This is a genomic window from uncultured Pluralibacter sp., from assembly GCF_913775985.1.
Taxonomy (GTDB): Bacteria; Pseudomonadota; Gammaproteobacteria; order Enterobacterales; family Enterobacteriaceae; genus Pluralibacter.
This window is the reverse complement of record NZ_CAJYMB010000147.1, coordinates 101,037-126,441: the sequence shown is the minus strand read 5'-3', so window position 1 is coordinate 126,441 and position 25,405 is coordinate 101,037. Positions and strand designations below refer to the sequence as shown.

The 25,405-nt window shown below is 60.3% G+C and carries 28 protein-coding genes; 19 read left to right on the top strand and 9 right to left on the bottom strand.

Features of this window, described 5'->3' with window-relative positions; translation table 11 throughout:
- Positions 1-24 precede the first annotated feature (24 nt).
- The 10 genes from kbaZ (at position 25) to QZ766_RS18020 (ending at position 9,846) form a co-directional block, all read left to right on the top strand.
- Positions 25-1,302: a tagatose-bisphosphate aldolase subunit KbaZ gene (kbaZ, locus tag QZ766_RS18065; RefSeq protein ID WP_297205510.1), complete on the top strand. Its 1,278-nt coding sequence runs from the start codon at positions 25-27 to the stop codon at positions 1,300-1,302.
- Positions 1,303-1,319: 17 nt separating this feature from the next.
- A complete protein-coding gene (gene agaV, locus QZ766_RS18060) occupies positions 1,320-1,793 on the top strand; it encodes a PTS N-acetylgalactosamine transporter subunit IIB (protein WP_297205507.1) in 474 nt (157 codons plus the stop codon).
- A gap of 10 nt (positions 1,794-1,803) precedes the next feature.
- Positions 1,804-2,583: a PTS N-acetylgalactosamine transporter subunit IIC gene (gene agaW, locus QZ766_RS18055; RefSeq protein WP_297205504.1), complete on the top strand. Its 780-nt coding sequence runs from the start codon at positions 1,804-1,806 to the stop codon at positions 2,581-2,583.
- Positions 2,573-3,451 (top strand): PTS N-acetylgalactosamine transporter subunit IID, encoded by an 879-nt coding sequence (agaE, locus tag QZ766_RS18050; protein ID WP_297205501.1) that lies wholly within the window; start codon positions 2,573-2,575, stop codon positions 3,449-3,451. The genes agaW and agaE overlap by 11 nt, the downstream gene beginning before the upstream one ends.
- Before the next feature lie 16 nt (positions 3,452-3,467).
- Positions 3,468-3,908: a PTS galactosamine/N-acetylgalactosamine transporter subunit IIA gene (agaF, locus tag QZ766_RS18045; RefSeq protein WP_297205499.1), complete on the top strand. Its 441-nt coding sequence runs from the start codon at positions 3,468-3,470 to the stop codon at positions 3,906-3,908.
- Positions 3,905-5,038, top strand: coding sequence for an N-acetylglucosamine-6-phosphate deacetylase (gene nagA / locus QZ766_RS18040; protein WP_297205496.1), 1,134 nt, complete (start codon positions 3,905-3,907; stop codon positions 5,036-5,038). The genes agaF and nagA overlap by 4 nt, the downstream gene beginning before the upstream one ends.
- Positions 5,039-5,284: 246 nt before the next feature.
- Entirely contained in the window at positions 5,285-6,433 is a 1,149-nt protein-coding gene (locus tag QZ766_RS18035; RefSeq protein WP_297205494.1) for an SIS domain-containing protein, read from the top strand.
- 11 nt (positions 6,434-6,444) lie between these two features.
- Positions 6,445-7,317, top strand: a complete 873-nt coding sequence (gene kbaY / locus QZ766_RS18030; protein ID WP_297205491.1) for a tagatose-bisphosphate aldolase subunit KbaY — start codon at positions 6,445-6,447, stop codon at positions 7,315-7,317.
- 14 nt (positions 7,318-7,331) lie between these two features.
- Positions 7,332-9,221 (top strand): enterotoxin, encoded by a 1,890-nt coding sequence (locus tag QZ766_RS18025; RefSeq protein WP_297205488.1) that lies wholly within the window; start codon positions 7,332-7,334, stop codon positions 9,219-9,221.
- A gap of 85 nt (positions 9,222-9,306) precedes the next feature.
- On the top strand, positions 9,307-9,846 hold the full coding sequence (locus QZ766_RS18020; protein ID WP_297205485.1) for a DUF2058 domain-containing protein: 540 nt from the start codon (positions 9,307-9,309) through the stop codon (positions 9,844-9,846).
- 96 nt (positions 9,847-9,942) lie between these two features.
- Here QZ766_RS18020 and rsmI read toward each other — a convergent pair whose 3' ends face one another.
- The gene (rsmI, locus tag QZ766_RS18015; protein WP_297205483.1) at positions 9,943-10,806 is read right to left on the bottom strand and encodes a 16S rRNA (cytidine(1402)-2'-O)-methyltransferase; all 864 of its coding nucleotides are present in this window, start codon (positions 10,804-10,806) and stop codon (positions 9,943-9,945) included.
- A 63-nt stretch (positions 10,807-10,869) separates the two neighbouring features.
- Here rsmI and QZ766_RS18010 point away from each other — a divergent pair, with 63 nt between their 5' ends.
- From QZ766_RS18010 to dolP, 4 genes are read left to right on the top strand one after another with little or no spacing between them, the layout of a single operon-like run.
- On the top strand, positions 10,870-13,068 hold the full coding sequence (locus tag QZ766_RS18010; protein ID WP_297205480.1) for a penicillin-binding protein activator: 2,199 nt from the start codon (positions 10,870-10,872) through the stop codon (positions 13,066-13,068).
- The gene (locus QZ766_RS18005) at positions 13,026-13,415 is read left to right on the top strand and encodes a YraN family protein (protein WP_297205477.1); all 390 of its coding nucleotides are present in this window, start codon (positions 13,026-13,028) and stop codon (positions 13,413-13,415) included. Before QZ766_RS18010 ends, QZ766_RS18005 begins: the two co-directional genes overlap by 43 nt.
- A 24-nt stretch (positions 13,416-13,439) precedes the next feature.
- Positions 13,440-14,030: a DnaA initiator-associating protein DiaA gene (gene diaA / locus QZ766_RS18000; RefSeq protein ID WP_297205475.1), complete on the top strand. Its 591-nt coding sequence runs from the start codon at positions 13,440-13,442 to the stop codon at positions 14,028-14,030.
- A gap of 10 nt (positions 14,031-14,040) precedes the next feature.
- On the top strand, positions 14,041-14,616 hold the full coding sequence (gene dolP, locus QZ766_RS17995) for a division/outer membrane stress-associated lipid-binding lipoprotein (RefSeq protein ID WP_297205473.1): 576 nt from the start codon (positions 14,041-14,043) through the stop codon (positions 14,614-14,616).
- Between the two features lie 34 nt (positions 14,617-14,650).
- Here dolP and QZ766_RS17990 read toward each other — a convergent pair whose 3' ends face one another.
- Both QZ766_RS17990 and QZ766_RS17985 read right to left on the bottom strand, forming a co-directional pair.
- Positions 14,651-15,691 (bottom strand): permease, encoded by a 1,041-nt coding sequence (locus QZ766_RS17990; RefSeq protein ID WP_297205467.1) that lies wholly within the window; start codon positions 15,689-15,691, stop codon positions 14,651-14,653.
- Between the two features lie 36 nt (positions 15,692-15,727).
- Positions 15,728-16,375, bottom strand: a complete 648-nt coding sequence (locus QZ766_RS17985) for an NAD-dependent epimerase/dehydratase family protein (RefSeq protein WP_297205465.1) — start codon at positions 16,373-16,375, stop codon at positions 15,728-15,730.
- Positions 16,376-16,501: 126 nt separating this feature from the next.
- On the opposite strand from QZ766_RS17985, the gene QZ766_RS17980 reads away from it, so the two are divergent.
- The gene (locus QZ766_RS17980; RefSeq protein ID WP_297205462.1) at positions 16,502-17,020 is read left to right on the top strand and encodes a type 1 glutamine amidotransferase domain-containing protein; all 519 of its coding nucleotides are present in this window, start codon (positions 16,502-16,504) and stop codon (positions 17,018-17,020) included.
- On the opposite strand, the gene QZ766_RS17975 is transcribed toward QZ766_RS17980, so the two are convergent.
- Entirely contained in the window at positions 17,000-17,443 is a 444-nt protein-coding gene (locus QZ766_RS17975) for a YhbP family protein (protein ID WP_297205459.1), read from the bottom strand. The genes QZ766_RS17980 and QZ766_RS17975 overlap by 21 nt on opposite strands.
- 53 nt (positions 17,444-17,496) lie before the next feature.
- Between QZ766_RS17975 and QZ766_RS17970 the strand changes: the two genes are divergently transcribed.
- Positions 17,497-17,781, top strand: a complete 285-nt coding sequence (locus QZ766_RS17970; RefSeq protein ID WP_297205457.1) for a GIY-YIG nuclease family protein — start codon at positions 17,497-17,499, stop codon at positions 17,779-17,781.
- On the opposite strand, the gene QZ766_RS17965 is transcribed toward QZ766_RS17970, so the two are convergent.
- Positions 17,768-18,271: an N-acetyltransferase gene (locus QZ766_RS17965; protein WP_297205455.1), complete on the bottom strand. Its 504-nt coding sequence runs from the start codon at positions 18,269-18,271 to the stop codon at positions 17,768-17,770. The genes QZ766_RS17970 and QZ766_RS17965 overlap by 14 nt on opposite strands.
- The gene (locus QZ766_RS17960) at positions 18,265-18,789 is read right to left on the bottom strand and encodes an SCP2 domain-containing protein (protein WP_297205452.1); all 525 of its coding nucleotides are present in this window, start codon (positions 18,787-18,789) and stop codon (positions 18,265-18,267) included. The genes QZ766_RS17965 and QZ766_RS17960 overlap by 7 nt, the downstream gene beginning before the upstream one ends.
- 219 nt (positions 18,790-19,008) lie before the next feature.
- On the opposite strand from QZ766_RS17960, the gene QZ766_RS17955 reads away from it, so the two are divergent.
- The 3 genes from QZ766_RS17955 (at position 19,009) to QZ766_RS17945 (ending at position 21,977) form a co-directional block, all read left to right on the top strand.
- Positions 19,009-20,004: a peptidase U32 family protein gene (locus QZ766_RS17955; protein ID WP_297205449.1), complete on the top strand. Its 996-nt coding sequence runs from the start codon at positions 19,009-19,011 to the stop codon at positions 20,002-20,004.
- A gap of 8 nt (positions 20,005-20,012) precedes the next feature.
- Entirely contained in the window at positions 20,013-20,891 is an 879-nt protein-coding gene (locus QZ766_RS17950) for a U32 family peptidase (protein ID WP_297205447.1), read from the top strand.
- A gap of 78 nt (positions 20,892-20,969) precedes the next feature.
- Positions 20,970-21,977, top strand: a complete 1,008-nt coding sequence (locus tag QZ766_RS17945) for a luciferase-like monooxygenase (RefSeq protein WP_297205445.1) — start codon at positions 20,970-20,972, stop codon at positions 21,975-21,977.
- 36 nt (positions 21,978-22,013) lie between these two features.
- On the opposite strand, the gene mtr is transcribed toward QZ766_RS17945, so the two are convergent.
- The 3 genes from mtr to yrbN all read right to left on the bottom strand — a co-directional run bounded on the left by mtr (position 22,014) and on the right by yrbN (position 25,304).
- A complete protein-coding gene (gene mtr / locus QZ766_RS17940) occupies positions 22,014-23,258 on the bottom strand; it encodes a tryptophan permease (protein WP_297205442.1) in 1,245 nt (414 codons plus the stop codon).
- A 134-nt stretch (positions 23,259-23,392) separates the two neighbouring features.
- Entirely contained in the window at positions 23,393-25,231 is a 1,839-nt protein-coding gene (locus QZ766_RS17935) for a DEAD/DEAH family ATP-dependent RNA helicase (RefSeq protein ID WP_297205440.1), read from the bottom strand.
- Complete coding sequence (gene yrbN, locus QZ766_RS23115) at positions 25,224-25,304, bottom strand: protein YrbN (RefSeq protein ID WP_366509456.1); 81 nt, start codon at positions 25,302-25,304, stop codon at positions 25,224-25,226. Before yrbN ends, QZ766_RS17935 begins: the two co-directional genes overlap by 8 nt.
- Positions 25,305-25,405 lie beyond the last annotated feature (101 nt).

Sequence of the window (25,405 nt, the reverse complement as noted above, 5' to 3'; positions counted from 1 at the left end):
TGACAATCCAAGATGGAGAGGAAAGTGAAACATCTTATTGATCTCGTTAAACACCATAAACAGGGTAATGCCGCCGGTATTTACGCCATTTGCTCGGCCCATCCGCTGGTGCTGGAATCCGCCATTCTCTATGCCCGCGAGCAGCGCACCCCGCTGCTGATTGAAGCCACCTCCAACCAGGTCGACCAGTTTGGCGGCTACACCGGCATGACGCCCGCCGACTTCTACGCCTTCGTTGGCGAACTTGCCGACAAGCTCGACTTTCCACGGGAACAGCTGATTCTCGGCGGCGATCACCTGGGGCCAAACCGCTGGCAGGGCGAGCCGGCAGATGAGGCGATGCTGAAAGCCGAAGCGCTGATCGAAAGCTATGTCGCCGCCGGGTTCAAAAAAATTCACCTTGATTGCAGCATGTCCTGCGCCGGCGATCCGGTGCCGCTGACCGACGAAATCGTTGCCGAGCGCGCGGCGCGGCTGGCTAAAATCGCCGAAGAGACCTGCGTGGCGCACTTTGGCGAGGCGGATCTGGTTTACATCATCGGCACTGAAGTGCCGGTGCCGGGCGGCGCCCACGAAACCCTCGACGAGCTGGCGGTTACCACGCCAGACGCCGCGAAGACGACGCTGAAAGCGCACCATCAGGCCTTCGAAGCCCGGGGGCTGACCGCCCTGTGGCCGCGCATCATTGGCCTGGTAGTCCAGCCCGGCGTCGAGTTCGACCACAATAACGTTATCGACTACCGTCCGGAAAAAGCGGTAGCGCTGAGCAAGCTGGTGGACGACTACGACACGCTGGTGTTCGAGGCCCACTCCACTGACTACCAGACCACGCAGTCTCTGCGCCAGCTGGTTGTCGATCACTTTGCGATCCTCAAAGTCGGTCCCGGACTGACCTTCGCGCTGCGCGAAGCGCTTTATTCCCTCGCGGGCATTGAAGAAGAGCTGGTGCCAGAAGCGTCCCGCTCGAACCTGCGTCAGGTGCTGGAAGAGGTGATGATCCATCGTCCGGAATACTGGCAGAACCACTATCACGGCGACAGCGACTCCTTACGTCTGGCCCGCAGCTACAGCTATTCCGACCGTATTCGCTACTACTGGCCGGACCCGCAGATTGAAGCGGCGGTTGCCCGTCTGATGAGCAACCTCGGCGACGCGCCGATCCCGCTGCCGCTGATCAGCCAGTATCTGCCGCTGCAGTATTCAGCCGTGCGCGAAGGCCGCATCGCTGCCGCGCCCCAGGCGCTGATCGTCGATCATATTCAGGACGTCATCCGCCAGTATCACACCGCCTGTGTCGGTTAATCACGCGAGGAAGAGTCATGCCAAATATCGTACTGAGCCGCATTGATGAACGCCTGGTCCACGGCCAGGTGGGCGTGCAGTGGGTCGGCTTTGCCGGCGCCAACCTGGTGCTGGTTGCCAACGACGAAGTCGCAGAGGATCAGGTTCAGCAGAATCTGATGGAGATGGTACTGGCGGAAGGGATCGCCGTGCGCTTCTGGTCGCTGCAAAAAACCATCGACAACATCCACCGCGCCGCCGACAGGCAGAAGATCCTGCTGGTGTGCAAAACCCCGGCGGACTTCCTGAAGCTGGTCGAGGGCGGCGTACCCATTACCCGCATCAACGTCGGCAATATGCACTTTGCCAGCGGCAAGCAGCAGATCGCCAAAACCGTCTCTGTCGATCAGCACGATATTGCGGCATTCCAGGGGCTAAAAGCCGCCGGCGTTGAGTGTTTCGTTCAGGGGGTTCCTACCGAGCCTGCCCAGGATATCTTCAAACTGCTCTGAGAGGTCTGCAATGGAAATCAGTTTGTTACAGGCGGCCGCGCTGGGGATCCTCGCCTTTATCGCCGGGCTGGATATGTTCGATGGCTTGACGCACATGCACCGTCCGGTGGTGCTCGGCCCGCTGGTGGGACTGGTGCTCGGGGATTTACACACCGGGATCCTCACCGGCGGCACGCTGGAGCTGGTGTGGATGGGTCTGGCGCCGCTGGCGGGTGCCCAGCCGCCAAACGTCATTATCGGCACGATTGTTGGCACAACGTTCGCCATTACCACCGGCGTGAAGCCTGAAGTCGCCGTCGGCGTGGCGGTCCCTTTCGCTGTCGCCGTGCAGATGGGGATTACCTTCCTGTTCTCGGTGATGTCCGGCGTGATGTCCCGCTGCGACCGGATGGCGGCCAATGCCGATACCCGAGGCATTGAGCGGGTGAATTATATGGCGATGCTGGTGCTGGGACTGTTCTATTTCCTCTGCGCTTTCTTACCTATCTATTTTGGCGCCGACCATGCCAAAACCGTCATCGACGTGCTGCCCGCCAAGCTGATTGACGGCCTGGGCGTTGCCGGCGGCATCATGCCTGCTATTGGCTTCGCGGTACTGCTGAAAATCATGATGAAGAATGTCTACATCCCCTACTTCATCATTGGCTTCGTCGCCGCGGCCTGGCTCAAGCTGCCGGTGCTGGCCATTGCCGCTGCCGCGCTGGCGATGGCGATGATCGACCTGATGCGTAAAGCCCCCGAGTCCAGCGCGCCGGCGGCGCCGAAAGAGGAGTTCGAAGATGGTATCTAAGCAAATCACCCTGCCCGCCGCAGAGAGCAGCGAAGAAACCCTGCTCAGCGGACAGAACGAAAACATTTATGAAGATCAAAACATCGGTGCCGAACTCACCCGCAAAGACATCAACCGCGTGGCGTGGCGCTCGATGCTGCTGCAGGCCTCGTTCAACTACGAACGCATGCAGGCATCCGGCTGGCTGTACGGACTGCTGCCGGCGCTGAAAAAGATACACACCAATCCGCGGGATCTGGCCCGCGCCATGAAGGGGCACATGGGGTTCTTCAACACCCATCCGTTCCTCGTCACCTTCGTGATCGGCATCATTCTGGCAATGGAGCGTTCGAAACAGGACGTTAACAGCATCCAGAGCACCAAAATCGCCGTCGGCGCGCCGCTGGGCGGCATCGGCGATGCGATGTTCTGGCTGACGCTTCTGCCTATATGCGGCGGTATTGGCGCGAGCCTGGCGCTGCAGGGCTCGATTCTCGGCGCGGTGGTGTTTCTGATTATGTTTAACGTGGTGCATCTCGGGCTGCGCTTTGGCCTCGCCCACTACGCGTACCGCATGGGCGTGGCGGCAATTCCGCTGATCAAGGCCAACACCAAAAAAGTGGGTCACGCCGCTTCCGTGGTCGGCATGACGGTGATTGGCGCGCTGGTGGCAACTTACGTGCGCCTCAACACCACGCTGGAGATCAACGCCGGCGACGCGGTGGTGAAGCTGCAAAGCGACGTCATTGATAAGTTAATGCCCGCCTTTCTGCCGCTGGTCTATACCCTGGCGATGTACTGGCTGGTGCGCCGCGGCTGGAGCCCCCTGCGCCTGATAGGCATCACGGTGGTGCTCGGCGTGGTCGGCAAATTCTGTCATTTCCTGTGAACGAAAGAGGTGTCTGATGCTGGGTATTATTTTGACGGGACACGGCGGATTCGCCAGCGGGCTGGCGAGCGCCATGAAACAAATCCTGGGAGAGCAGCCGCAGTTTATCGCCATTGATTTTCCCGAAACGTCCAGCACCGCGCTGCTGACCGAGCAGATGGAAGAGGCGCTGTCCCGCCTCGATGCGCAGGCAGAGGTGGTCTTTCTGACCGATCTGCTCGGCGGCACGCCGTTTCGTGTCGCCTCCACGCTGGCGATGCAGTCCCCGGGACGGGAAGTGATCGCCGGCACCAACCTCCAGCTGCTGCTGGAAATGGTGCTGGAGCGTGATGACCTGAGCAGCGAAGCCTTCCGCCGGATGGCGCTGGAGTGCGGCCACCGCGGCCTTACCAGCCTGGTGGACGAGCTGGACCGCAGCCGGGAAGAGAAAACTAATGCCGTTGAGGAAGGGATATGAGCATGCTCATCCGCGCCCGGCGGGTGCTGACCGAAGCAGGCTGGCTGGACGACCACCAGCTGCGCATCGACGACGGCCAGATTATCGCTATTGAGCCGATTCCTGCGGGCGTGAGCGCCCGCGACGCCGAGCTGCTGTGCCCGTCCTATATCGACCTGCACGTTCACGGCGGCGCCGGAGTTGACGTGATGGACGAAGCCCCGACCACGCTGGATACCCTGGCGCTGCACAAGGCCCGGGAAGGCGTCGGCGCGTGGCTGCCTACCACCGTTACCGCCACAATGCCCGCTATTGAAGCAGCTCTCCAGCGTATTGCGCGCCGCCACTACGCCGGCGGCTACGGTGCAGAAGTGCTGGGCAGCTATCTGGAGGGCCCCTACTTCACGCCGGAGAATAAAGGTGCGCATCCCCCGGAGCTGTTTCGCGAGCTGGACCTTGCCGAACTGGACAGGCTGATCGTCTGCTCACAGGAGACGCTGCGGGTGGTGGCGCTGGCGCCAGAGAAACCCGACGCGCTGAATGCTATCCGCCACCTGAAGCAGCGCGGCGTGCACGTCATGCTGGGCCACGGCGCGGCCACCTACGCGCAGACCATAGCCGCCTTTGACGCCGGCGCGGACGGGCTGGTGCACTGCTTTAACGGCATGAGCGGCCTGCACCACCGGGAACCGGGCATGCTCGGTGCCGGACTCACGGACTCGCGCGCCGGCCTGGAGCTTATCGCCGACGGACACCACGTTCATCCGGCCGCAATGCGCCTGTGCTGCACCTGCGCCCATGACCGAATAATCCTGATAACCGACGCCATGCGCGCGGCGGGAATGCCTGACGGCCAGTACGACATCTGCGGCTACGACGTGGAAATGCGCGACGGTGTGGTGCGAACCGCCTTCGGCGGCCTGGCAGGCAGTACTCTGTCGCTGGATGCCGCGGTACGCAATATGGTGGAGCTAACCGGCACCAGTCCCGCCGAGGCTATCCACATGGCTTCCCTGCACCCCGCCCGACTCATCGCCGTAGACGACCGGCTGGGATCGCTGCGTCCGGGCAAGCAGGCCAGCGTGATTGCGCTTAATGACGGTCTGCATCTGCAAAAAATCTGGATTCAGGGACTGGCGCACGATCTCTGATGCAAAACCCGCGCGGGCCTTTCGCTTTGTGTTCGGCCTGCTTTTGTTTCCTTTTTTAAAATCAATTGTGTTTTCAATACAGGCACAATATTTTCGTTTTATTCCATTATCACGAATTGATGTTTCATTTTCTTTTATGTTAGTTTTTACATAACGACGGATTTGATAATGCGAAAGAAAACGAAAGACAAAATCTTGAGTGATGAGTGTCTGATGTTGATTTCACGCAACTGAAGGATAATGTTAATGCCGCAACCACAAACCCTTTCCGCCACCGGAACCTGGACGGAAGAAGAGATTCGCCAGCAGCCCGCCAGCTGGATGCGCTCCCTGACCCATATCGACAATATTCGCCGACAGATCGATGAATTTCTCCAGCCTTTGCTGACTAAAAAAGATCTGCGGATTGTACTAACAGGCGCGGGAACCTCCGCGTTTATTGGGGACATTATCGCCCCCTGGCTTACGCGCCACACCGGGAAAAACATTACCGCCATTGCGACCACCGATCTGGTGACCAACCCAATGGACTATCTGAAAACCGACAGCCCGCTGCTGCTGGTCTCCTTTGGCCGATCCGGCAACAGCCCGGAAAGCGTTGCGGCGGTTAACCTCGCCAATCAGTTCGTCAGCGAATGCTACCACCTCGCTATCACCTGTAACGAAGCCGGATCGCTGTACCAGGATTCGCTCGATGCGGATAACGCCTACGCGCTGCTGATGCCGGCGGAAACGCACGACCGCGGTTTTGCCATGACCAGCAGCATCACCACCATGATGGCCAGCTGCCTCAGCGTATTTGCACCGGATGCCATCAACAGCCGCACCTTCCACGACGTGGCGGCCCGCTGCCAGGCGATCCTCGACGGCTTTAACGACTTCGGCGGCAACGTGTTTGGCCGCGAGCCGTGGAAGCGGATTGTGTATCTCGGCAGCGGCGGCCTGTTCGGCGCGGCGCGTGAATCCGCGCTGAAAGTGCTGGAGCTGACCGCCGGCAAGCTTGCCGCCTTTTACGACACCCCCACCGGCTTTCGCCACGGGCCGAAATCGCTGGTCGACGGCGATACGCTGGTGGTGGTGTTCATCTCCAGCCATCCTTACACCCGCCAGTACGATCTCGACCTGCTCAACGAGCTGCGCCGCGATAACGAAGCGCTGCGGGTAGTAGCGATCTCCGCCGGTGCAGACGCGCCCGTGGTTGCCGGTCCGCACATTTTGCTGCCCGCCGCCCGCGAGTTTATCGACGTCGAGCAGGCCTTCTGCTTCCTGATGTACGCCCAGGTCTTCGCCCTGAGCGAATCCCTGCACGTCGGCAACACGCCGGATACCCCTTCCGCCAGCGGTACTGTTAACCGGGTGGTTAAGGGCGTGGTTATTCATCCCTGGATTGGCTGAGAGGACATCCGATGAGCATTATCTCCACTAAATACCTGCTGCAGGATGCTCAGGCAAAAGGCTACGCCGTTCCGGCGTTTAATATTCACAACGCCGAAACCATTCAGGCCATCGTGGAAGTGTGCAGCGAAATGCAGTCTCCGGTGATCCTCGCCGGGACGCCGGGCACCTTCAAGCACATTGCCTTTGAAGAGATTTACGCCCTGTGTAACGCCTACTCCACCAGCTATGGTATTCCACTGGCGCTGCACCTGGATCATCACGAGACGCTGGCCGACATCCGCCGCAAGGTCGGCGCGGGCGTGCGCAGCGCGATGATCGACGGCAGCCACTTTCCGTTCGCTGAAAACGTCCGTCTGGTGAAGTCGGTGGTGGATTTTTGCCACCTTAACGACTGCAGCGTCGAGGCCGAACTGGGTCGGCTGGGCGGCGTTGAAGATGATATGGACGTGGACGAGGAGAGCGCGTTCCTGACCGATCCGCAGGAGGCCCGGCGCTTCGTCGAGCAGACCGGCGTGGACAGCCTGGCGGTGGCTATTGGCACCGCCCACGGGCTGTACACCAAGCGGCCAAAAATTGATTTTCAGCGGCTGGGTGAGATCCGCGAAGTGGTCAACGTTCCGCTGGTGCTGCACGGCGCCAGCGACGTGCCGGACGAGGCGGTGCGCCGCACCATCGAGCTTGGCGTCTGCAAAGTGAACATCGCTACCGAGCTAAAAATGGCGTTTTCCGGCGCGGTGAAAGCCTGGTTTGCCGAGAATCCGGACGGCACCGATCCGCGCTTTTACATGCGCGTCGGCATGGATGCGATGAAAGAAGTGGTCAGAAGCAAAATTACCGTCTGCGGCTCGGCCGATCGCCTGCGCCTGCCTGCGGATTCCTGACAGGGAGAGTAATTATGAAAAACCTCCGGGGCGCCGCCCTTTTGACTGCCGTGATGTCAACCGGCAGCATGGCGGCGCAGTACCAGCTTAATAACGATAATATTGCCCTCTCTTTTGATGACGGCAGCCAGAAAATGGCGGTGGCGGACACGCTCTCCCACCGCCGGCTCGCGCCCAGTGAGCTGTTTTTTCTGACCCTGCCCGATGAAAAAGTGATCCACGCGGCGGACTTTACTGTTGGCGGCATTGAGCGTGAGGGAGATACCCTGCGCGTTACCTATACCCATCCGGCGTTTAACGTCACCGTTCTTTTCAGCCTGTTGAAGGGGAAGTACGCCAGCATCCGCTATACCGTTACCGCCGTCGGCAAACCGCAGGCGCTGGCGAAAATCACCTTTTTTCCGACGAAGGGCCAGGCGCAGGCGCCGTTCGTCGATGGCGATATTAATAGCTCGCCGATTGTGGCGGACTCCTTTTTTATCCTGCCGGACAAGCCTATCGTCAACACCTACGCCTATGAGGCAACCACCAATCTTAACGTCGAGCTGAAAACGCCGATTCAGCCGGAGGCGCCGGTCAGCTACACCGTCTATTTCGGTACTTTCCCCGACGTCAGCCAGCTGCGCCGCAGCGTCAACCTGTTTATCAACGCTCTGCGCCCGCGGCCGTACAAGCCCTATCTGCACTACAACAGCTGGATGGACATCGGCTTTTTCACGCCGTACAGCGAGAAAGATATTCTGACCCGCATGACGGAGTGGGATAACGCATTCATCACCGGCCGCGGGGTCAGGCTCGACGCCTTCCTGCTCGACGACGGCTGGGACGATTTAACCGGGCGCTGGCTGTTTGGCCCGGCGTTTAAAAACGGCTTTGGCGCAGTGCGGGAAAAGGCGGCCAGCCTCGACAGCTCGGTGGGGCTGTGGCTCTCGCCGTGGGGCGGCTACAACAAACCGCGCGACGAGCGGGTTTCCCACGCGGGGGAGTACGGCTATGAAACCGTCGACGGTAAATTTGCCCTCTCCGGACCGAACTACTTCAGAAACTTCAATCAGCAGATCCAGAGCCTGATTAAAAACGAGCGTATTACCTCGTTCAAGCTTGACGGCATGGGCAACGCCAGCGCGCATATTGAAGGCAGCCCGTACGCCTCCGATTTTGACGCCTCTATTGCCCTGCTGAACAACATGCGCAGCGCCAATCCGAATCTGTTTATTAACCTGACCACCGGCACCAACGCCAGTCCGTCGTGGCTGTTCTACGCTGATTCCATCTGGCGCCAGGGCGATGACATTAACCTGTACGGCCCCGGCACGCCGGTGCAGCAGTGGATGACCTACCGCGACGCGGAAACCTACCGCTCTATCGTGCGCAAGGGACCGCTGTTCCCACTGAACTCGCTGATGTATCACGGCATCGTGAGCGCCGCTCACGCCTATTACGGGCTGGAGAAGGTGCAAACCGACGCGGACTTCGCCGATCAGGTGTGGAGCTTCTTCGCCACCGGCACCCAGCTTCAGGAGCTGTACATCACGCCTTCAATGCTCAATGACGCTAAGTGGAATACCCTTGCGGAGGCGGCGAAGTGGTCCCGGGCCAATGCCGACGTGCTGGTTGACACCCACTGGGTAGGTGGCAATCCCACCGCGCTGGAAGTTTACGGCTGGGCGTCGTGGCGCAGCGATCGGGCAATTCTCGGCCTGCGCAACCCTTCCGATAAACCGCAGCAGTTCTTCCTCGATCTGACCAAAACGTTCGAGATCCCGCAGGGCGAAGCTACCCGATTCACGCTGAAACCGGTGTACGGCAGCAACGATACGGTGCCGGCCAATTACGATGCGCCGGTGGTTGTCACGCTTAAGCCGTTTGAAACGCTGGTGTGGGAGGCCGCGCCGGTAAAATAACCCCGTTGCCCGAACGGCGGTTCGGGCAATTTCAGGGTCTTCCGGTTATAATCCTGCCCATTCCTCCACCGATTCAGAAACCATCATGACAAAACTCACCCTTCAGGAGCAGATGCTCAAAGCGGGTCTCGTGACCAGCAAAAAAGCCGCCAAAGTGCAGCGCACGGCGAAGAAATCACGCGTTCAGGCCCGCGAGGCCAGAGAAGCCGTGGAAGAGAATAAAAAGGCGCAGATTGAGCGGGACAAGCAGCTTAACGAGCAGCACAAGCAGGCGACGCTTGCCAAAGAGTACAAAGCGCAGGTGAAGCAGCTGATTGAGATGAACCGCATCACTGTCGCCAGAGGCAGCATTGATTTCAACTTTACTGACAATAATCTGATCAAGAAAATCGCCGTGGATAAGACCACCCAGGCGCAGCTGATTAGCGGACGCCTGGCGATTGCCCGGCTGATAATCGATGCCGCCGGTAGCAGCGAATACGCGATAATTCCCGCCAGCGTTGCCGAGAAAATCGCCCAGCGCGACGCAGAAAGCATCGTGCTGCACAGCGCGCTGAGTCAGGAAGAGCAGGACGAAGACGATCCGTACGCGGACTTTAAAGTGCCGGACGATCTGATGTGGTAATGCCGGGCGGCGGGCAGTAGAGGATTAACCTTGCCCGCCGACGCATTCCGCTCGCGCGCCGCTGTTTGCGGCCGCCGCGCGCGGATACCGCCAGCGTTACTCCCCCTGCTGCTCCAGCGCGTATTTGTAGAGCGCATTTTTCTTCACCCCGTGGATCTCCGCCGCCAGCGCTGCCGCCTTTTTCAGCGGCAGCTCGGCCTGCAGCAGCGCCAGAGTGCGCAGCGCTTCGGCGGGCAGCGCATCCTCCTGGGCTTTGTGGCCTTCAATAATCAGCACCATCTCGCCCTTGCGGCGGTTCTCATCCTCTTTGACCCACGCCAGCAGTTCGCCGATGGGCGCGCCGGTAATGGTTTCCCAGGTTTTGGTCAGCTCCCGGGCCAGCACCACGTAGCGCGACTCGCCGAGCACGGCGGCAATATCTTCCAGGCTGTCCAGCAGGCGGTGAGTGGATTCGTAAAAAATCAGCGTCCGCGGCTCGTTCTCCAGCGCCCGCAGGGTGTCCCGGCGGCCTTTCGATTTGGCGGGCAGGAAGCCTTCGTAGCAGAAGCGATCCGACGGCAGCCCGGCGGCGCTCAGGGCGGCGATCGCCGCGCAGGGACCCGGCAGCGGCACGACGCGGATCCCCGCTTCGCGGCAGGCGCGCACCAGGTGGTAGCCGGGATCGTTAATCAGCGGCGTGCCGGCATCGGAGACCAGCGCGATGTTTTGCCCCTCCTGCAATTTTGCCAGCAGGGTATCGGCTTTTTGCTGCTCGTTGTGGTCATGCAGGGCAAAAAGGCGCGCGCTAATGGCAAAATGCTGCAGCAGCAGACCGGTGTGGCGCGTGTCCTCTGCGGCAATCAAATCAACGGACTGCAAAACCTCCAGCGCACGCTGAGTGATATCAGCCAGATTGCCGATGGGCGTGGGCACAATGTAAAGCTGGCCCTGAGAATTGTCCGCTGATTCACGATGTTTCATTGTTTCGTCCGTATAGCCGATTTAATATTGAGCACTAATCTAAAAAAGATCACTGGATACGTAATGGTACCGTCAACTTCTTTTCGTTCTAAAGCCGCACGCGGCCTGCCTCTTGTGCTGGCTGCGCTACTTTTTGCCGGCTGCGGCACTCACAAAAGCACCGATCGCACGACGCCCTATCTTGAAGGGAGCGCGCAGGCCGACTCCGGCTATTACCTGCAGCAGATGCAGCAGAGCGCAGATGATAGCAAGACAACCTGGCAATTACTCGCCATTCGTGCCCTGCTGAAAGAGGGCCAGAGCCAGAAGGCGCAGGAACTTTTCAGCCAGCTGCCGGGGAACCTGAGCAATACCCAGCGCCAGGAGCAGGCGCTGCTGGCAGTCGAGCTTAAGCTGGCGCAGAACGATGTTGCCGGGGCGAAAGCGCTGCTGGCAAAGATTGACCGCAGCACCGTGCACCAGGACCAGCAGGCGCGCTACTGGCAGGACGTCATCGCGGCCGAGCAGGGTAAGCCTTCACTGACCCTGCTGCGGGCGCTGATTGCGCAGCAGCCGCTGCTGGCTTCGGTACAGGATCGGCAGAAAAATATCGACGCCACCTGGCAGGCGCTGGCCTCCATGAGCCGCGAGCAGGCCGCCGCGCTGGTGATTAACGCCGATGAGAACGTGCTGCAGGGCTGGCTCGATCTGCAGCGCGTCTGGCTGGACAGCCGCGGCGATGCGGCGATGATGAAAGCCGGTATTAAAGACTGGCAGACCCGCTACCCGCAGAATCCGGCGGCGAAGATGCTGCCGACCCAGCTCGGCAATCTGCAAAACTTCCGTCCGGCGTCCACCAGCAAAATCGCCCTGCTGCTGCCGCTGAACGGCCAGGCGGCGATTTTTGGCCGTACTATCCAGCAGGGCTTCGATGCGGCCCGCAGCGGCGGCGCGAGCGCTGTTATCGGCAGCGCAGTGCCGGAGCAGTCCGCACAGGCCGCCAGCACGCAGGATAACACCGTCGCCAGTCCCGCCAGCGCCGATGTCGGCGAGCTGCTCTCCCCGCAGGCGCAGCCGGTGGCCGGCTCGCAGGCCGATCCGGTGCGCGCGCCGGGTTCCGTGCAGGACGGTGAAACGGTGCCCGCCGCTCAGCCCGCGCCTGCCAGCAGCACCCAATCCCCCGCGCCGGATACGGCTGGCCAGCAGCAGCCAGCCAGCACGTCTGCGCAGGCGCAGCCCGCCGGTGATTCTGCCTCCGTGCAGCCTGCCGCTGCGCCAGCCCCGGCACAGAGCGTGCAGCCGGCTGTCGCAACCACTGGCACAACAGAACTGAAAATTTACGATACCACCACCGCACCGGTGAGCCAGCTCCTGACCCAGGCCCAGCAGGACGGCGCTTCCATCGTCGTCGGCCCGCTGCTGAAAAACGACGTCGACAGCGTGGTTAAAAGCAACACTGGCCTTAACGTACTGGCCCTCAACCAGCCGGAAAACGTCGAGAACCGCGCCAATATCTGCTATTTCGCGCTTTCTCCGGAAGATGAAGCCCGCGACGCCGCGCGCCATATTCACGAGCAGGGCAAGCAGTCCCCGCTGCTGCTGCTGCCCCGCAGCGCGCTGGGGGATCGCGTGGCGACCGCCTTTGCCCAGGAGTGGCAGAAGCTCGGCGGCGGCACAGTGCTGCAGCAGAAGTTTGGCTCCCTGAGCGAGCTTCGCGGCAGCGTTAACGGCGGTTCCGGCATTGCCATGACCGGCAGCCCGGTCAGCGTCGGCCAGCCGCAGAGCGTCACCATTGGCGATCTGACTATTCCGGCACCGCCGGCCGATGTACAGACTAGCGGCGGCAGTGTTGACGCGGCCTATATCCTCGCCACGCCGGGTGAAATAGCCTACATCAAGCCGCTTATCTCCATGCGCAACGGTAGCCGCAGCGCCACCGCGCTGTACGCCAGCTCCCGCAGCGCCCAGGGCACCTCAAGCCCGGACTTCCGTCTGGAAATGGAAGGTCTGCAGTACAGCGAAATCCCGATGCTGGCGGGCAGCAATCCGTCGCTGATGCGCCAGGCGCTCGGCGCGGTGCATAACGACTACTCGCTGGCGCGCCTCTACGCGATGGGCGCCGACGCGTGGACGCTGGCCAATCACTTTTCGCAGATGCGCCAGATGCCGGGCTATGAACTGCACGGCAACACCGGCGATCTGACGGCTAATCAGGACTGTGTGATAAACAGGAAGTTGTCATGGCTCAAATACCAGCAGGGGCGGATCGTCCCGGCGAATTAAGCCGCAAGCAGACCGGCGACGCGTTTGAACAGCAGGCGCGCCGCTGGCTTGAGCGCAAGGGACTGCGTTTTGTCGCCGCCAACGTTCGCGGGCGCGGCGGCGAAATCGACCTCATTATGCAAGACGGCGCGACGACGGTATTTATCGAAGTCCGCTACCGCACTTCGGCCCGCTACGGCGGAGCAACCGCCAGCGTGACCCGAGGAAAACAGCTCAAGCTGCTGTACACTGCCCGCCTGTGGCTCGCCCGCCACAATGGGAGTTTTGATACTGTGGATTGCCGGTTTGATGTGGTAGCCTTCACCGGCAGTAAGATTGAATGGCTAAAAAATGCCTTCGGCGAATAGCCCGACAGAAGATTAAGGGATACCGTGCTCGACAGAATTAAAGCCTGCTTTACGGAAAGCATTCAGACACAAATTGCGGCAGCGGAAGCGCTGCCGGATGCTATTTCCCGCGCCGCGCTGACGCTGGTGCAGTCCTTGCTGAACGGCAACAAAATTCTCTGCTGCGGCAACGGCACTTCGGCGGCAAACGCCCAGCATTTTGCCGCCTGCATGATCAATCGGTTCGAAACAGAACGCCCCGGTTTACCCGCGATTGCACTGAATACCGATAACGTAGTGCTGACGGCCATCGGCAACGATCGCCTTCACGATGAGATTTACGCCAAGCAGGTTCGCGCCCTCGGCCACGCCGGCGACGTGCTGCTGGCAATCTCCACCCGGGGCAACAGCCGCGACATCGTTAAGGCGGTTGAAGCGGCGGTAACGCGTGATATGACCATTGTGGCGCTAACCGGCTACGACGGCGGCGAGCTGGCAGGCCTGCTGGGACCGCAGGACGTGGAGATCCGCATTCCTTCACACCGCGGCGCGCGCATCCAGGAGATGCACATGCTGACAGTGAACTGCCTGTGCGATCTGATCGATAACACGCTTTTTCCCCATCAGGACGATTAAAGGAGTACGCATGAAAGCATTAGCACCCCTCGCAGTCCTCGTCTCTGCACTCATGCTGCAGGGCTGTATTGCTGCGGCGGTGGTCGGCACCACGGCAGTGGGTACCAAAACCGCCACCGATGCACGCACGGTCGGCACCCAGGTGGACGACGGCACGCTGGAGCTGCGCGTCAACAGCGCCCTGAGCAAAGATGAACAGCTGAAGAAAGAAGCGCGCGTAAGCGTGATGGCCTATCAGGGGAAAGTGCTGCTGATGGGCCAGGCACCGTCAACTTCGCTGGCCCAGCAGGCGAAGCAAATTGCGATGGGCGTCGACGGCGCGTCGGAAGTGTTTAACGAAATCCGCCAGGGACAACCTATCGGGCTCGGCACCGCGTCATCCGACACCTGGATAACCACTAAAGTCCGTTCGCAGCTGCTGAGCAGCGATCAGGTGAAATCCTCCTCGGTGAAGGTTTCCACTGAAAACGGCGAAGTGTTCCTGATGGGGCTCGTCACCCCGAGAGAGGGACAGGCGGCGGCGGATATCGCCAGCAGAGTCAGCGGCGTGCAACACGTCACCACGGCATTTACCAATATTCAATAACGTCGCAGCCCGGCAGCCGCCGGGCTTTTTTGTCCTACGCCAGCAGCGCCACGCCGCCGGTAATGATCCCACACAGCACCACCAGCACGCCGGCCAGCCACAGCGCCTTCGCCGGAAACGCCTTATGCAGCATCATCAGCGACGGCACGCTCAGGGCAGGCAGCGTGATCAGCAGCGCCAGCGCCGGAGCAATCCCCATGCCGGCCATCATCATCGTCTGCACAATCGGGATTTCAGCCGCGGTCGGGATCACAAACAGGCAGCCGGCCACCGCCATCGCCATCACCCAGAACAGCGTATTGCCCACCGCGCCGTCGGCATGGGGGAACAGCCATACCCGCGCCGCGCCCAGCGCCAGCACCGCGATGATATAAACCGGAATGGTATTCCAGAACAGCGTCCACAGCACCCGGCCCCAGCGCAGCAGGAACGGCCCGCCGCTCTCCTGAGGGACATCCTGCGGCAGTACGGCCGCTGCGGGTGGCTCCTTCACCCAGCGCTGCACCAGCGACGCCACAATCAGCACCGTTGCCAGACCGGCCACCAGCCGGATCAGGGTGAACTGCCAGCCCAGCACGAAGCCCATAAATACCAGCGTCGCCGGATTAAGCAGCGGATTTCCCAGCCAGAATGCCAGCGCGCCGCCGGTGGAAACCTGCTGACGGCGCATTCCCGCCGCCACCGGCGCGGCGCAGCAGGTGCACATCATGCCCGGCAGGGAGAACAGCGCACCCAGCAGCGTGCCGCGAAAGCGCGGCTGCCCGAGCGTGCGCAGCAGCCAGTTCCGCGGGATCAGCACCTGGATCAGCGAGCCCAGCAGCACGCCGAGCACCGCCGCCTTCCACACCGCCAGAAAATAGACCATGGCGTAATCCAGCGCCGCGCGCCACGGGTTATCTGCCGCCCCCGCAATAATGGATTTGCCGATACTGTGGGTGTCGGCAGCGGTAAAGGCCTTGCCGTAATAGGGCTGCCACTTCACGTACCAGAGGCCAACGATAACCACGAGGAAAAAGAGAGCCGGCTTCCACCACGCCAGTGGCGTTGCCGGGTGAGATGAAGACTGACCAGCCATAACATACTCCGGGAGAGTCAAAATTGTGCGGGGATATTACTCTGCGCCCGCCGCGGTTTCACGCAGTTTTGCTGAGGGAATAATATTCACTCCCGCCGCCGAGGGATGGCGCGCCTCGCGCAACAGCGCCAGGGCGACATCCCGGGCGTCAATATTCTTCAGGTTGCCCGGCAGCAGTGCAAAAAGCGGCGCCAGTAAAGATTCGCTGGTGCGCTTCTTCTCCCGCTTGCCGGTGAGCATTGAGGGCCGGGCAAGGGTCAGATACGGCCAGTTCTGGCCAATCAGCGTCTCTTCCATTTGTCCTTTTACCCGATTGTAGAAAAACAGCGAATGCGCGTTGGCGCCCACGGCGCTGACCACCAGCAGGTGAGTCGCTCCCAGCCGCCGCCCGGCAAGCGCAGTGTCCACCACCAGGGCATAGTCCGCGTGGATAAACGCTTCTTTGCTTCCCGCCTCGCGCCGGGTGGTGCCGAGGCAGCAAAAAACCGTATCGATCGGCCCTTCAACCCGGGCCAGCGCGTCGGTCAGCTGCGGATCCACCGGATTGAAAATCTTTTCAGACCGCAGCGCCAGCGCCCGTCGCGTGGGGGCGGCAATGTGCGATATCGACGGTTCCTGAATCAGCAGGCGAAGTAAGCGATCGCCAACCAACCCGGTCGCGCCGGTAATTAGGACATTATTCATTGACGGTCTCCTTTGCAGATTTATCCGTGTGGCGATTGTCGCTCAGTCAGCCAGGCTTATTAGTAAGTTCGTTTTCACTCAGATGGAGTGTAGACCCTTTTAAAATCACAACCATGGAGGAATCACATGAGCAAGAAGATTGCCGTACTGATCGCAGACGACTTTGAGGATTCAGAATTCACATCACCGGCCGACGCTTTTAAGAAGGCGGGTCATGAAGTCGTGACTATTGAAAAGCAGGCCGGTAAAACGGTGAAGGGCAAACAGGGCGACGCCACGGTAACCATCGATAAATCTATTGATGACGTGAAGCCCGGCGATTTTGACGCCCTGCTGCTGCCGGGTGGCTACTCCCCGGACAGCCTGCGCGGCGACGATCGCTTTGTGGACTTTACTCGCGAGTTTGTTAACAGCGGCAAGCCGGTGTTTGCTATCTGCCACGGGCCGCAGCTGCTGATCAGCGCTGACGTTATTCGCGGGCGCAAGCTGACCGCGGTGAAGCCTGTGGTGGTGGATGTTAAAAACGCCGGCGGCGAGTTCTACGACCAGGAAGTGGTGGTTGATAACGACCAGCTGGTCACCAGCCGCACGCCGGACGATCTGCCGGCGTTCAACCGCGAAGCGCTACGCCTGCTCGGCGCCTGAGTCCCGGCTCCACAGCAGCTTTTTACCGAAGCCGAGCGTGTTATCGGTAAATTTCATTTCGTCGATGCGCAGCTCCCACGCGGGGGCTGACAGCATCCTTGCTACCGGAAAGCGGCGGTTGTAGCGTTCGCGCACGGCTGCCGCTTCATCGCCCTCCAGCAGGCGGATCTCTCCGCGAAACTGCACCCCACGAATAAGCGCCACGCTTTTAGGCTGGCCGTTAACGGTGCCGGCAATCCGCGCGCGCCTGCCGCTCATCTGCGCGTGACGCGTGGACTCGTCGCTCAGAATATAAAACGCCACCTTTTCACTGTCGTAGAGATAGAAGGCGCAGGCGGCCCACAATTCGCCGTCGCGCGCCACGCTCCAGCTGACAACGTGCTGCTTGCCGAGCCAGCGGCTGATTGCGGTCAGTGACTCCATTTTATGGCTTCCTCATGCTATGGTGCCGCTCGGTTTATTACGGGAGCAGACAGGTGTGCTGGTTTGTCTATTTAGTTCGCACGGCGGATAACCGGCTCTATACCGGGATCACCACCGACGTTGCCCGGCGGCTGCAGCAGCATCAGCGCGGCACCGGGGCGAAAGCGCTGCGCGGCGGCGGCGCGCTGGAGCTGGCTTTTTCGCAAGAAGTTGGTGAACGCTCACTTGCGCTAAGAGTCGAGTATCAGATAAAGCAGCTGACAAAGCGCCAGAAAGAGCGCCTCGTCGCCGGAGAAGATAATCTGGACGCGCTGCTGGCGCGTCTCAGAAGCGATTGAAGTGGTCGCTGTACTCCACCCGGCCGTGAACGCCGTTCAGCGCGTCGTCCGCCAGCGGATGGATCTGGAAGGCGGCCTCGGCGCCCGGCCAGCGGCAGTGCAGATCGTAGCGCGCCGCGGGCGTGAAGCCGAGCTTGCCGTATAGCGCCGGATCTCCCAGCGCAACCACCGCGGCATAGCCAAACTCATTGAGCGAGTCCAGCCCGTCGTAAACCAGCTGGCGGCCAATACCCTGACCGCGCCAGGCGTCGTCTACCGCGAGCGGGGCAAGCCCCACCCACTGCAGCTCTTCGCCTTCAACGCTGACCGGGCTGAACGCCACGTAGCCTACCACCTGGCCTTCATCGTCCGTCGCCACCAGCCCGAGGGTGATCAGGCCATCTTCCCGCAGCGACTGAACCAGCTCCGCCTCATCGCTGCCGTTAAACGTCCGGCGCAGCAGCGCGTCGATGCCCGGTGCGTCTATTCCAATCTCTACCCGAATCAGCATGGTTCACCTACCGATGTCTGTCTGGTTTGCGGCGCAGTCTTAAGACCCGCCTCCACAAAATCTGCCAGCTGCAGCAACATTACGCGCAGCGCCGAAGGCATCTGATCAAGCTCGATGGCGTCCATCAGGTTTTTGACATACAGCCCGAGCTCGGTGTCGCCTTCAATAACCAGCCGGCGCTGGAAAAAGAGCGTGTCCGGATCCTGCTTGCGCGCGGCGATCATCAGCAAATCTGCGGCATCGGCGCTGAAGCTCACGTCTGCCTCTGCCGACGGGCTGACGATCAGGCGATCGTTTTCAACAGAGGTGAACCAGCGCAGGCCAATATCCCGCACCTCGATGCTCAACCAGCGCCCTTCAAGGAAATCCAGCTCGCCGTCGGCCAGCGCCTGGCGGAACTGCCAGCTAAGCACCTGCTCAAGTACCTGACGCTTTAGCGCGAAAGGCGTCACCCGAAGCGGGACGCTCATTAAGGTCGGTCCCATCTGTACCAGGCGTGAACGCAGTTTATTCAACACGAGCTTTACTCCCTTCAATGCATTAATCGGCCTATTTTGACATATCCCTCGCCGTACAACGCGGTATAAATCAACAATTCTGAAGTGTCGGCGCCCATTATTGATGCCATCAATACGCTTTTAACTGCCTCAAATCAAAAATTGTCGCGGATAGGTTAACTAAAATTCCGGCTCATTAACAATCCTGCGGCCCGAGGGTCGCTGTCTTCAGGGAGTACTATGGAGCTGCTCTGCCCTGCCGGAAACCTCCCGGCGCTAAAGGCGGCCATCGAAAACGGCGCCGATGCAGTTTATATCGGCCTGAAAGATGACACCAACGCCCGCCACTTCGCCGGTCTCAATTTTACCGAAAAGAAACTGCAGGAAGCCGTCAGCTTTGTTCATCAACATCGCCGCAAGCTGCATATTGCGATCAATACCTTTGCTCACCCGGACGGCTACGCCCGCTGGCAGAGGGCGGTAGATATGGCCGCCCAGCTTGGAGCCGATGCGCTGATCCTGGCCGATATTGCCATGCTGGAATACGCCGCCGAGCGCTATCCGCACATTGAACGCCACGTCTCCGTGCAGGCTTCGGCCACTAACGAAGAAGCGGTGCGCTTCTATCACAATAATTTCGACGTGGCGCGCGTGGTGCTGCCGCGCGTGCTCTCCATTCACCAGGTGAAGCAGCTGGCGCGCGTCACGCCGGTGCCGCTGGAGGTATTTGCCTTCGGCAGCCTGTGCATCATGGCGGAGGGCCGCTGCTATCTCTCCTCCTATCTCACCGGCGAATCGCCCAATACTGTAGGCGCCTGCTCCCCGGCCCGCTTTGTGCGCTGGCAGCAGACGCCACAGGGGCTGGAGTCGCGGCTTAACGAAGTGCTCATTGACCGCTATCAGGACGGTGAAAACGCGGGCTACCCGACGCTGTGCAAGGGACGCTATCTGGTAGACGATCAGCGCTACCACGCGCTTGAAGAGCCTACCAGCCTCAACACGCTGTCTCTGCTGCCGGAGCTGCTGGCCGCCAATATTGCCTCGGTGAAAATCGAGGGCCGCCAGCGCAGCCCGGCCTACGTCAGCCAGGTGGCGAAAGTGTGGCGGCAGGCCATTGACCGCTGCATGGCCGATCCGCAGCGCTACGTCCCGCAGGCGGAGTGGATGGAAACGCTGGGCGCGATGTCCGAAGGCACCCAGACCACGCTGGGCGCATATCACCGTAAATGGCAGTAGGTAACGCAATGAAATACGCATTAGGGCCGGTACTTTACTACTGGCCGAAAGAGACGCTGGAAACCTTCTATCAGCAGGCTACACACAGCAGCGCTGATATTATTTATCTGGGGGAGGCGGTATGCAGCAAGCGCCGGGCCACCAAAGTGGGCGACTGGCTCGACATGGCGAAAGCCGTCGCCGCCGGCGGAAAGCAGGTGGTGCTCTCTACCCTGGCGCTGGTACAGGCCTCGTCCGAGCTGAGCGAGATCAAGCGCTACGTTGATAACGGCGAGTTTTTAATTGAGGCCAGCGATCTGGGCGTGGTGAATATGTGCGCCGAACGCAAGCTGCCGTTCGTCGCCGGGCACGCACTCAACTGCTACAACGCCGTGACCCTGCGCCTGCTGCTCAAACAGGGCATGACGCGCTGGTGCATGCCGGTGGAGCTGTCGCGCGACTGGCTGGCGAATCTGCTCACCCAGTGCGACGAGCTGGGGATCCGCGATAAGTTCGAGGTGGAAGTGCTGAGCTACGGCCACCTGCCGCTGGCCTATTCCGCCCGCTGCTTTACCGCCCGCTCCGAAGATCGCCCGAAGGACGAATGCGAAACCTGCTGCATTAACTATCCCAACGGGCGCAGCGTGCTCTCACAGGAGAAGCAGCAGGTGTTCGTGCTCAACGGCATTCAGACCATGAGCGGCTACGTCTATAATCTCGGTAACGAGCTGGCGTCCATGCAGGGGCTGGTGGATATTGTGCGCCTGTCACCGATGGGAACAGAGACCCTGGCGGTGCTGGACAGCTTCCGCGCCAACGAAAGCGGCGCCGCGCCGCTGGTGCTGGAAAACAACAGCGACTGCAACGGCTACTGGAAGCGGCTGCCGGGATTACAGCTGCAGGTATAAAAAAAGCTCACTTTGTTAACGATCGTTAGTATTTTCTAATACAGTATTAAAGAAACGACGAAGACAAAGTGAGTAGCTATGACCCATCACGATTTCAATTTTTCGGTGCTCGATCTGGTGCCGATCCCCGAATGCTCCTCTGCCGCAGACGCTTTCGCGCGCTCCCTCGCCCTCGCGAAGCTCGCGGAGCGGCGCGGGTATCATCGCTACTGGCTGGCGGAACATCACAACATGAGCGGCATCGCCAGCGCGGCAACCTCCGTGCTGATTGGTTGGCTGGCGGCAAACACCACCACCCTGCACCTGGGCTCCGGCGGCGTGATGCTGCCCAACCACGCGCCGCTGGTGATCGCCGAGCAGTTCGGCACCCTGAATACGCTCTATCCCGGACGTATCGATCTGGGTCTGGGCCGCGCGCCGGGCAGCGATCAGCCGACGATGCGCGCCCTGCGCCGCCACATGAGCGGCGATATCGACAATTTCCCGCGCGACGTGGCGGAGCTGGTTGACTGGTTCGACGCCTCCACGCCCGAGCCGCAGGTGCGCCCGGTGCCGGGCTATGGCGAGAAAATCCCGGTCTGGCTGCTGGGCTCCAGCCTCTACAGCGCCCAGCTGGCGGCGCAGATGGGACTGCCGTTCGCGTTCGCCTCGCACTTCGCCCCCGATATGCTCTATCAGGCACTGCAGCTTTACCGCAGCCACTTCCAGCCCTCCGCGCGGCTCGATAAGCCCTACGCGATGGTGTGCGTGAATGTGATTGCCGCCGACAGCACCCGCGATGCGGAGTTCCTGTTTACCTCAATGCAGCAGGCGTTTGTGAAACTGCGCCGGGGAGAGAGCAACCAGCTGCCGCCGCCGGTTGAAGACATGAATCACATCTGGACGCCGGCGGAGAAATACGGCGTCGATCGGGCGCTGGGGATGTCAATCGTCGGTGATAAAACGAAGGTCAGGAGCGGGCTGGCGTCGCTGCTGCAGGAGACACAGGCCGACGAAATTATGGTCAACGGACAGATCTACGACTGCGAGGCGCGGCTGCATTCGTTTGAGCTGGCGATGCAGGTGCGGGAATCCATGGCGGGTTAATACAAGGCCCGGCAGCGATGCCGGGCTACGAACAGGCTATTGATAAACTGGCAGCAGGTTAAAGCTGGCTAAGGTATGGACGATGGCATTGCCAACGCCGAAGAGCAGCAGCAGGACAATCATCGGCTTACCGCCCCAGACGCGAAACTGCGGACTGCCGAAGCGCTTGCGCGATTTGCGCGCCAGCAGCGCCGGAACAATAGCCGCCCAGATTGTGGCCGCCAGCCCCGCATAGCCAATCGCGTACAGAAAACCGTTCGGCCACAGCAGGCCGCCGACAATCGGCGGTGCGAATGTCAGCACCGCCGTTTTAAAGCGCCCCGCGGCTGAATCATCAAACTTGAATAAATCTGCCAGATAGTCGAACAGCCCCAGCGTAACTCCCAGAAAAGAGCTCGCCACCGCAAAGTTTGAGAAAATCACCAGCAGCAGTTCCAGGCTGCGGCTGTTGAGCACGCCGCTCAGGGCCTGCACCAGCACGTCAATATTGCCGCCCTTCTGCACGATGCCGATAAAGTCCGGGCGCGGGATATTGCCCATGGTGCCCAGCAACCAGATGATATACAGGCTCAGGGCCAGCAGCGTGCCGTATACGAGGCACTTCACGATAGTGCGCGGATCCTTACCGTAATACTTCATCAGGCTCGGGACGTTGCCGTGAAAGCCGAACGAGGTCAGGCAAAACGGCAGCGTCATCAGCAGATAAGGTAAATAAGAGGCGTTTTTCTCAGCGACGTTAAACAGCGTAACCGGCTGCACGTGACCCAGCAGGCTGCCGAAGGTCAGAAAGAAGGTAATGACTTTTGCGCCCAGCACGATAGCGGTCATCCGGCTCACCGCCCGGGTACTTAACCAGACGATAAAGGCTACCAGCAGCGCAAAGCCGAAGCCCGCCAGACGCGGCGGTACGTTCAGCGACATCTCGCTAAACGTGTGGTGCAAAATAGATCCACTCGCCGAGATGTAAGCGTAGGTCAGAATATAGAGTACGAACGCGATGGACAGACCGTTAATCAGGTTCCAGCCCTTGCCCAGCAGATCCCGGGTAATAGTGTCAAAGCTGGATCCAATGCGGTAGTTGAGGTTGGCTTCCAGAATCATCAGCCCGGAGTGGAGCATGCAGAACCAGGTGAAGATCAGCGCCGCCAGCGACCAGAAAAACCACGCGCCCGACATCACTACCGGCAGTGAGAACATCCCGGCACCAATAATTGTGCCGCCGATAATAACCACGCCACCAAACAGTGACGGGCGGGCTGTCGTGGTAGTAAGTGTCGCCATAAATCTTCTCCATAAGTTTGCGCGAAACACTGTACCAGTACACGAGTACAAATGGAATAAAAAAAGCCCCGATTGCGTGAACCGGGGCCGTATATTTTACTTTACGCGCTTAAACGCAGCATTTTACGCTTTGTTTATGCGTCGCCACCGAAGCGGCGCGGGCTGCGGGTGTCGTCGCGGCGCGGGCCACGATTTTCACGACGCTCGCCGCTGAAGCGACGGCCTTCCGGACGAGCACCTTCGCGACGTTCGCCGCCAAAGCTGCGTCCGCCACCGCGGCGTTCGGTGTGCGGCTGGGCATCACCCATCAGCTGCATGTTCATCGGCTTGTTCAGGATGCGGGTGCGGGTAAAGTGCTGCAGAACCTCGCCCGGCATGCCTTTCGGCAGCTCGATGGTGGAGTGTGACGCGAACAGCTTGATGTTACCGATATAGCGGCTGCTGATGTCGCCTTCGTTAGCGATAGCGCCAACGATATGACGAACTTCAACGCCGTCATCGCGGCCCACTTCAATGCGGTACAGCTGCATGTCGCCAACGTCACGACGTTCGCGGCGCGGGCGATCTTCACGCGGGCCACGGTCGTCGCGGTCGCCACGGCGATCGTCACGGTCGCGGAATTCGCGTTTCGGACGCATCGGCGCATCCGGCGGCAGGATCAGCGGACGTTCGCCCTGGGCCATTTTCAGCAGCGCTGCGGCCAGAGTTTCCATATCCAGTTCTTCACCTTCGGCAGCCGGCTGGATTTTCGCCAGCAGTGCGCGGTACTGATCCAGATCGCTGCTTTCCAGCTGCTGCTGAACTTTTGCGGCAAATTTTTCCAGGCGGCGTTTGCCCAGCAGTTCTGCGTTCGGCAGCTCAACTTCAGGAATGGTCAGCTTCATGGTGCGTTCAATGTTGCGCAGCAGGCGACGCTCGCGGTTCTCAACGAACAGCAGAGCGCGGCCGGCGCGGCCCGCACGACCGGTACGGCCGATACGGTGAACGTAAGATTCTGAATCCATCGGGATGTCGTAGTTAACCACCAGGCTGATGCGCTCAACGTCAAGGCCGCGGGCGGCTACGTCGGTGGCAATCAGGATGTCCAGACGACCATCTTTCAGGCGATCCAGAGTCTGCTCGCGCAGGGACTGGTTCATATCGCCGTTCAGCGCGGCGCTGTTATAGCCGCTGCGCTCCAGCGCTTCGGCAACTTCCAGGGTGGCGTTCTTGGTGCGCACGAAGATAATCGCCGCATCAAAATCTTCCGCTTCAAGGAAGCGAACCAGCGCTTCATTTTTACGCATACCATAGGCAGTCCAGTAGCTCTGGCTGATGTCCGGGCGCGTGGTGATGCTGGACTGAATGCGCACTTCCTGCGGCTCTTTCATGAAGCGGCGGGTAATACGGCGAATCGCTTCCGGCATGGTGGCAGAGAACAGCGCGGTCTGATGACCTTCCGGGATCTGCGCCATAATGGTTTCTACATCTTCAATGAAGCCCATGCGCAGCATTTCGTCGGCTTCATCCAGTACCAGGCCGCTCAGTTTGGAGAGGTCAAGGGTACCGCGTTTCAGGTGATCCAGCAGGCGGCCCGGAGTACCGACTACGATCTGCGGGCCCTGACGCAGGGCGCGCAGCTGCACGTCATAACGCTGGCCGCCGTACAGGGCAACCACGTTTACGCCGCGCATATGTTTAGAGAAATCGGTCATTGCTTCGCCAACCTGAACCGCCAGTTCGCGGGTCGGGGCCAGCACCAGAATCTGCGGTGCTTTAAGCTCAGGATCGAGATTTTGAAGGAGCGGCAGCGAGAATGCCGCAGTTTTACCGCTACCGGTTTGGGCCATACCCAGAACGTCGCGGCCACCCAACAGGTGAGGAATACACTCAGCCTGAATTGGAGATGGTTTTTCGTAACCCAGATCGGACAGGGCTTCAAGGATAGGAGCCTTCAGGCCCAGATCTGCAAAAGTGGTTTCGAATTCAGCCATGTAGTACGTGTGCCTCAGAATAAATCGTGGCCAGTCTACATACCTCATCGTGAAAAATTGGGACTATTTTCATTAAAAGTGTGAACCGGCTCAAATTAGTTGAATTGACGAACAATGAAGCCCTCACCCGCTAAGGTGATGGCAATCAAAAAGATTTTGGGCTGATATGTTCGT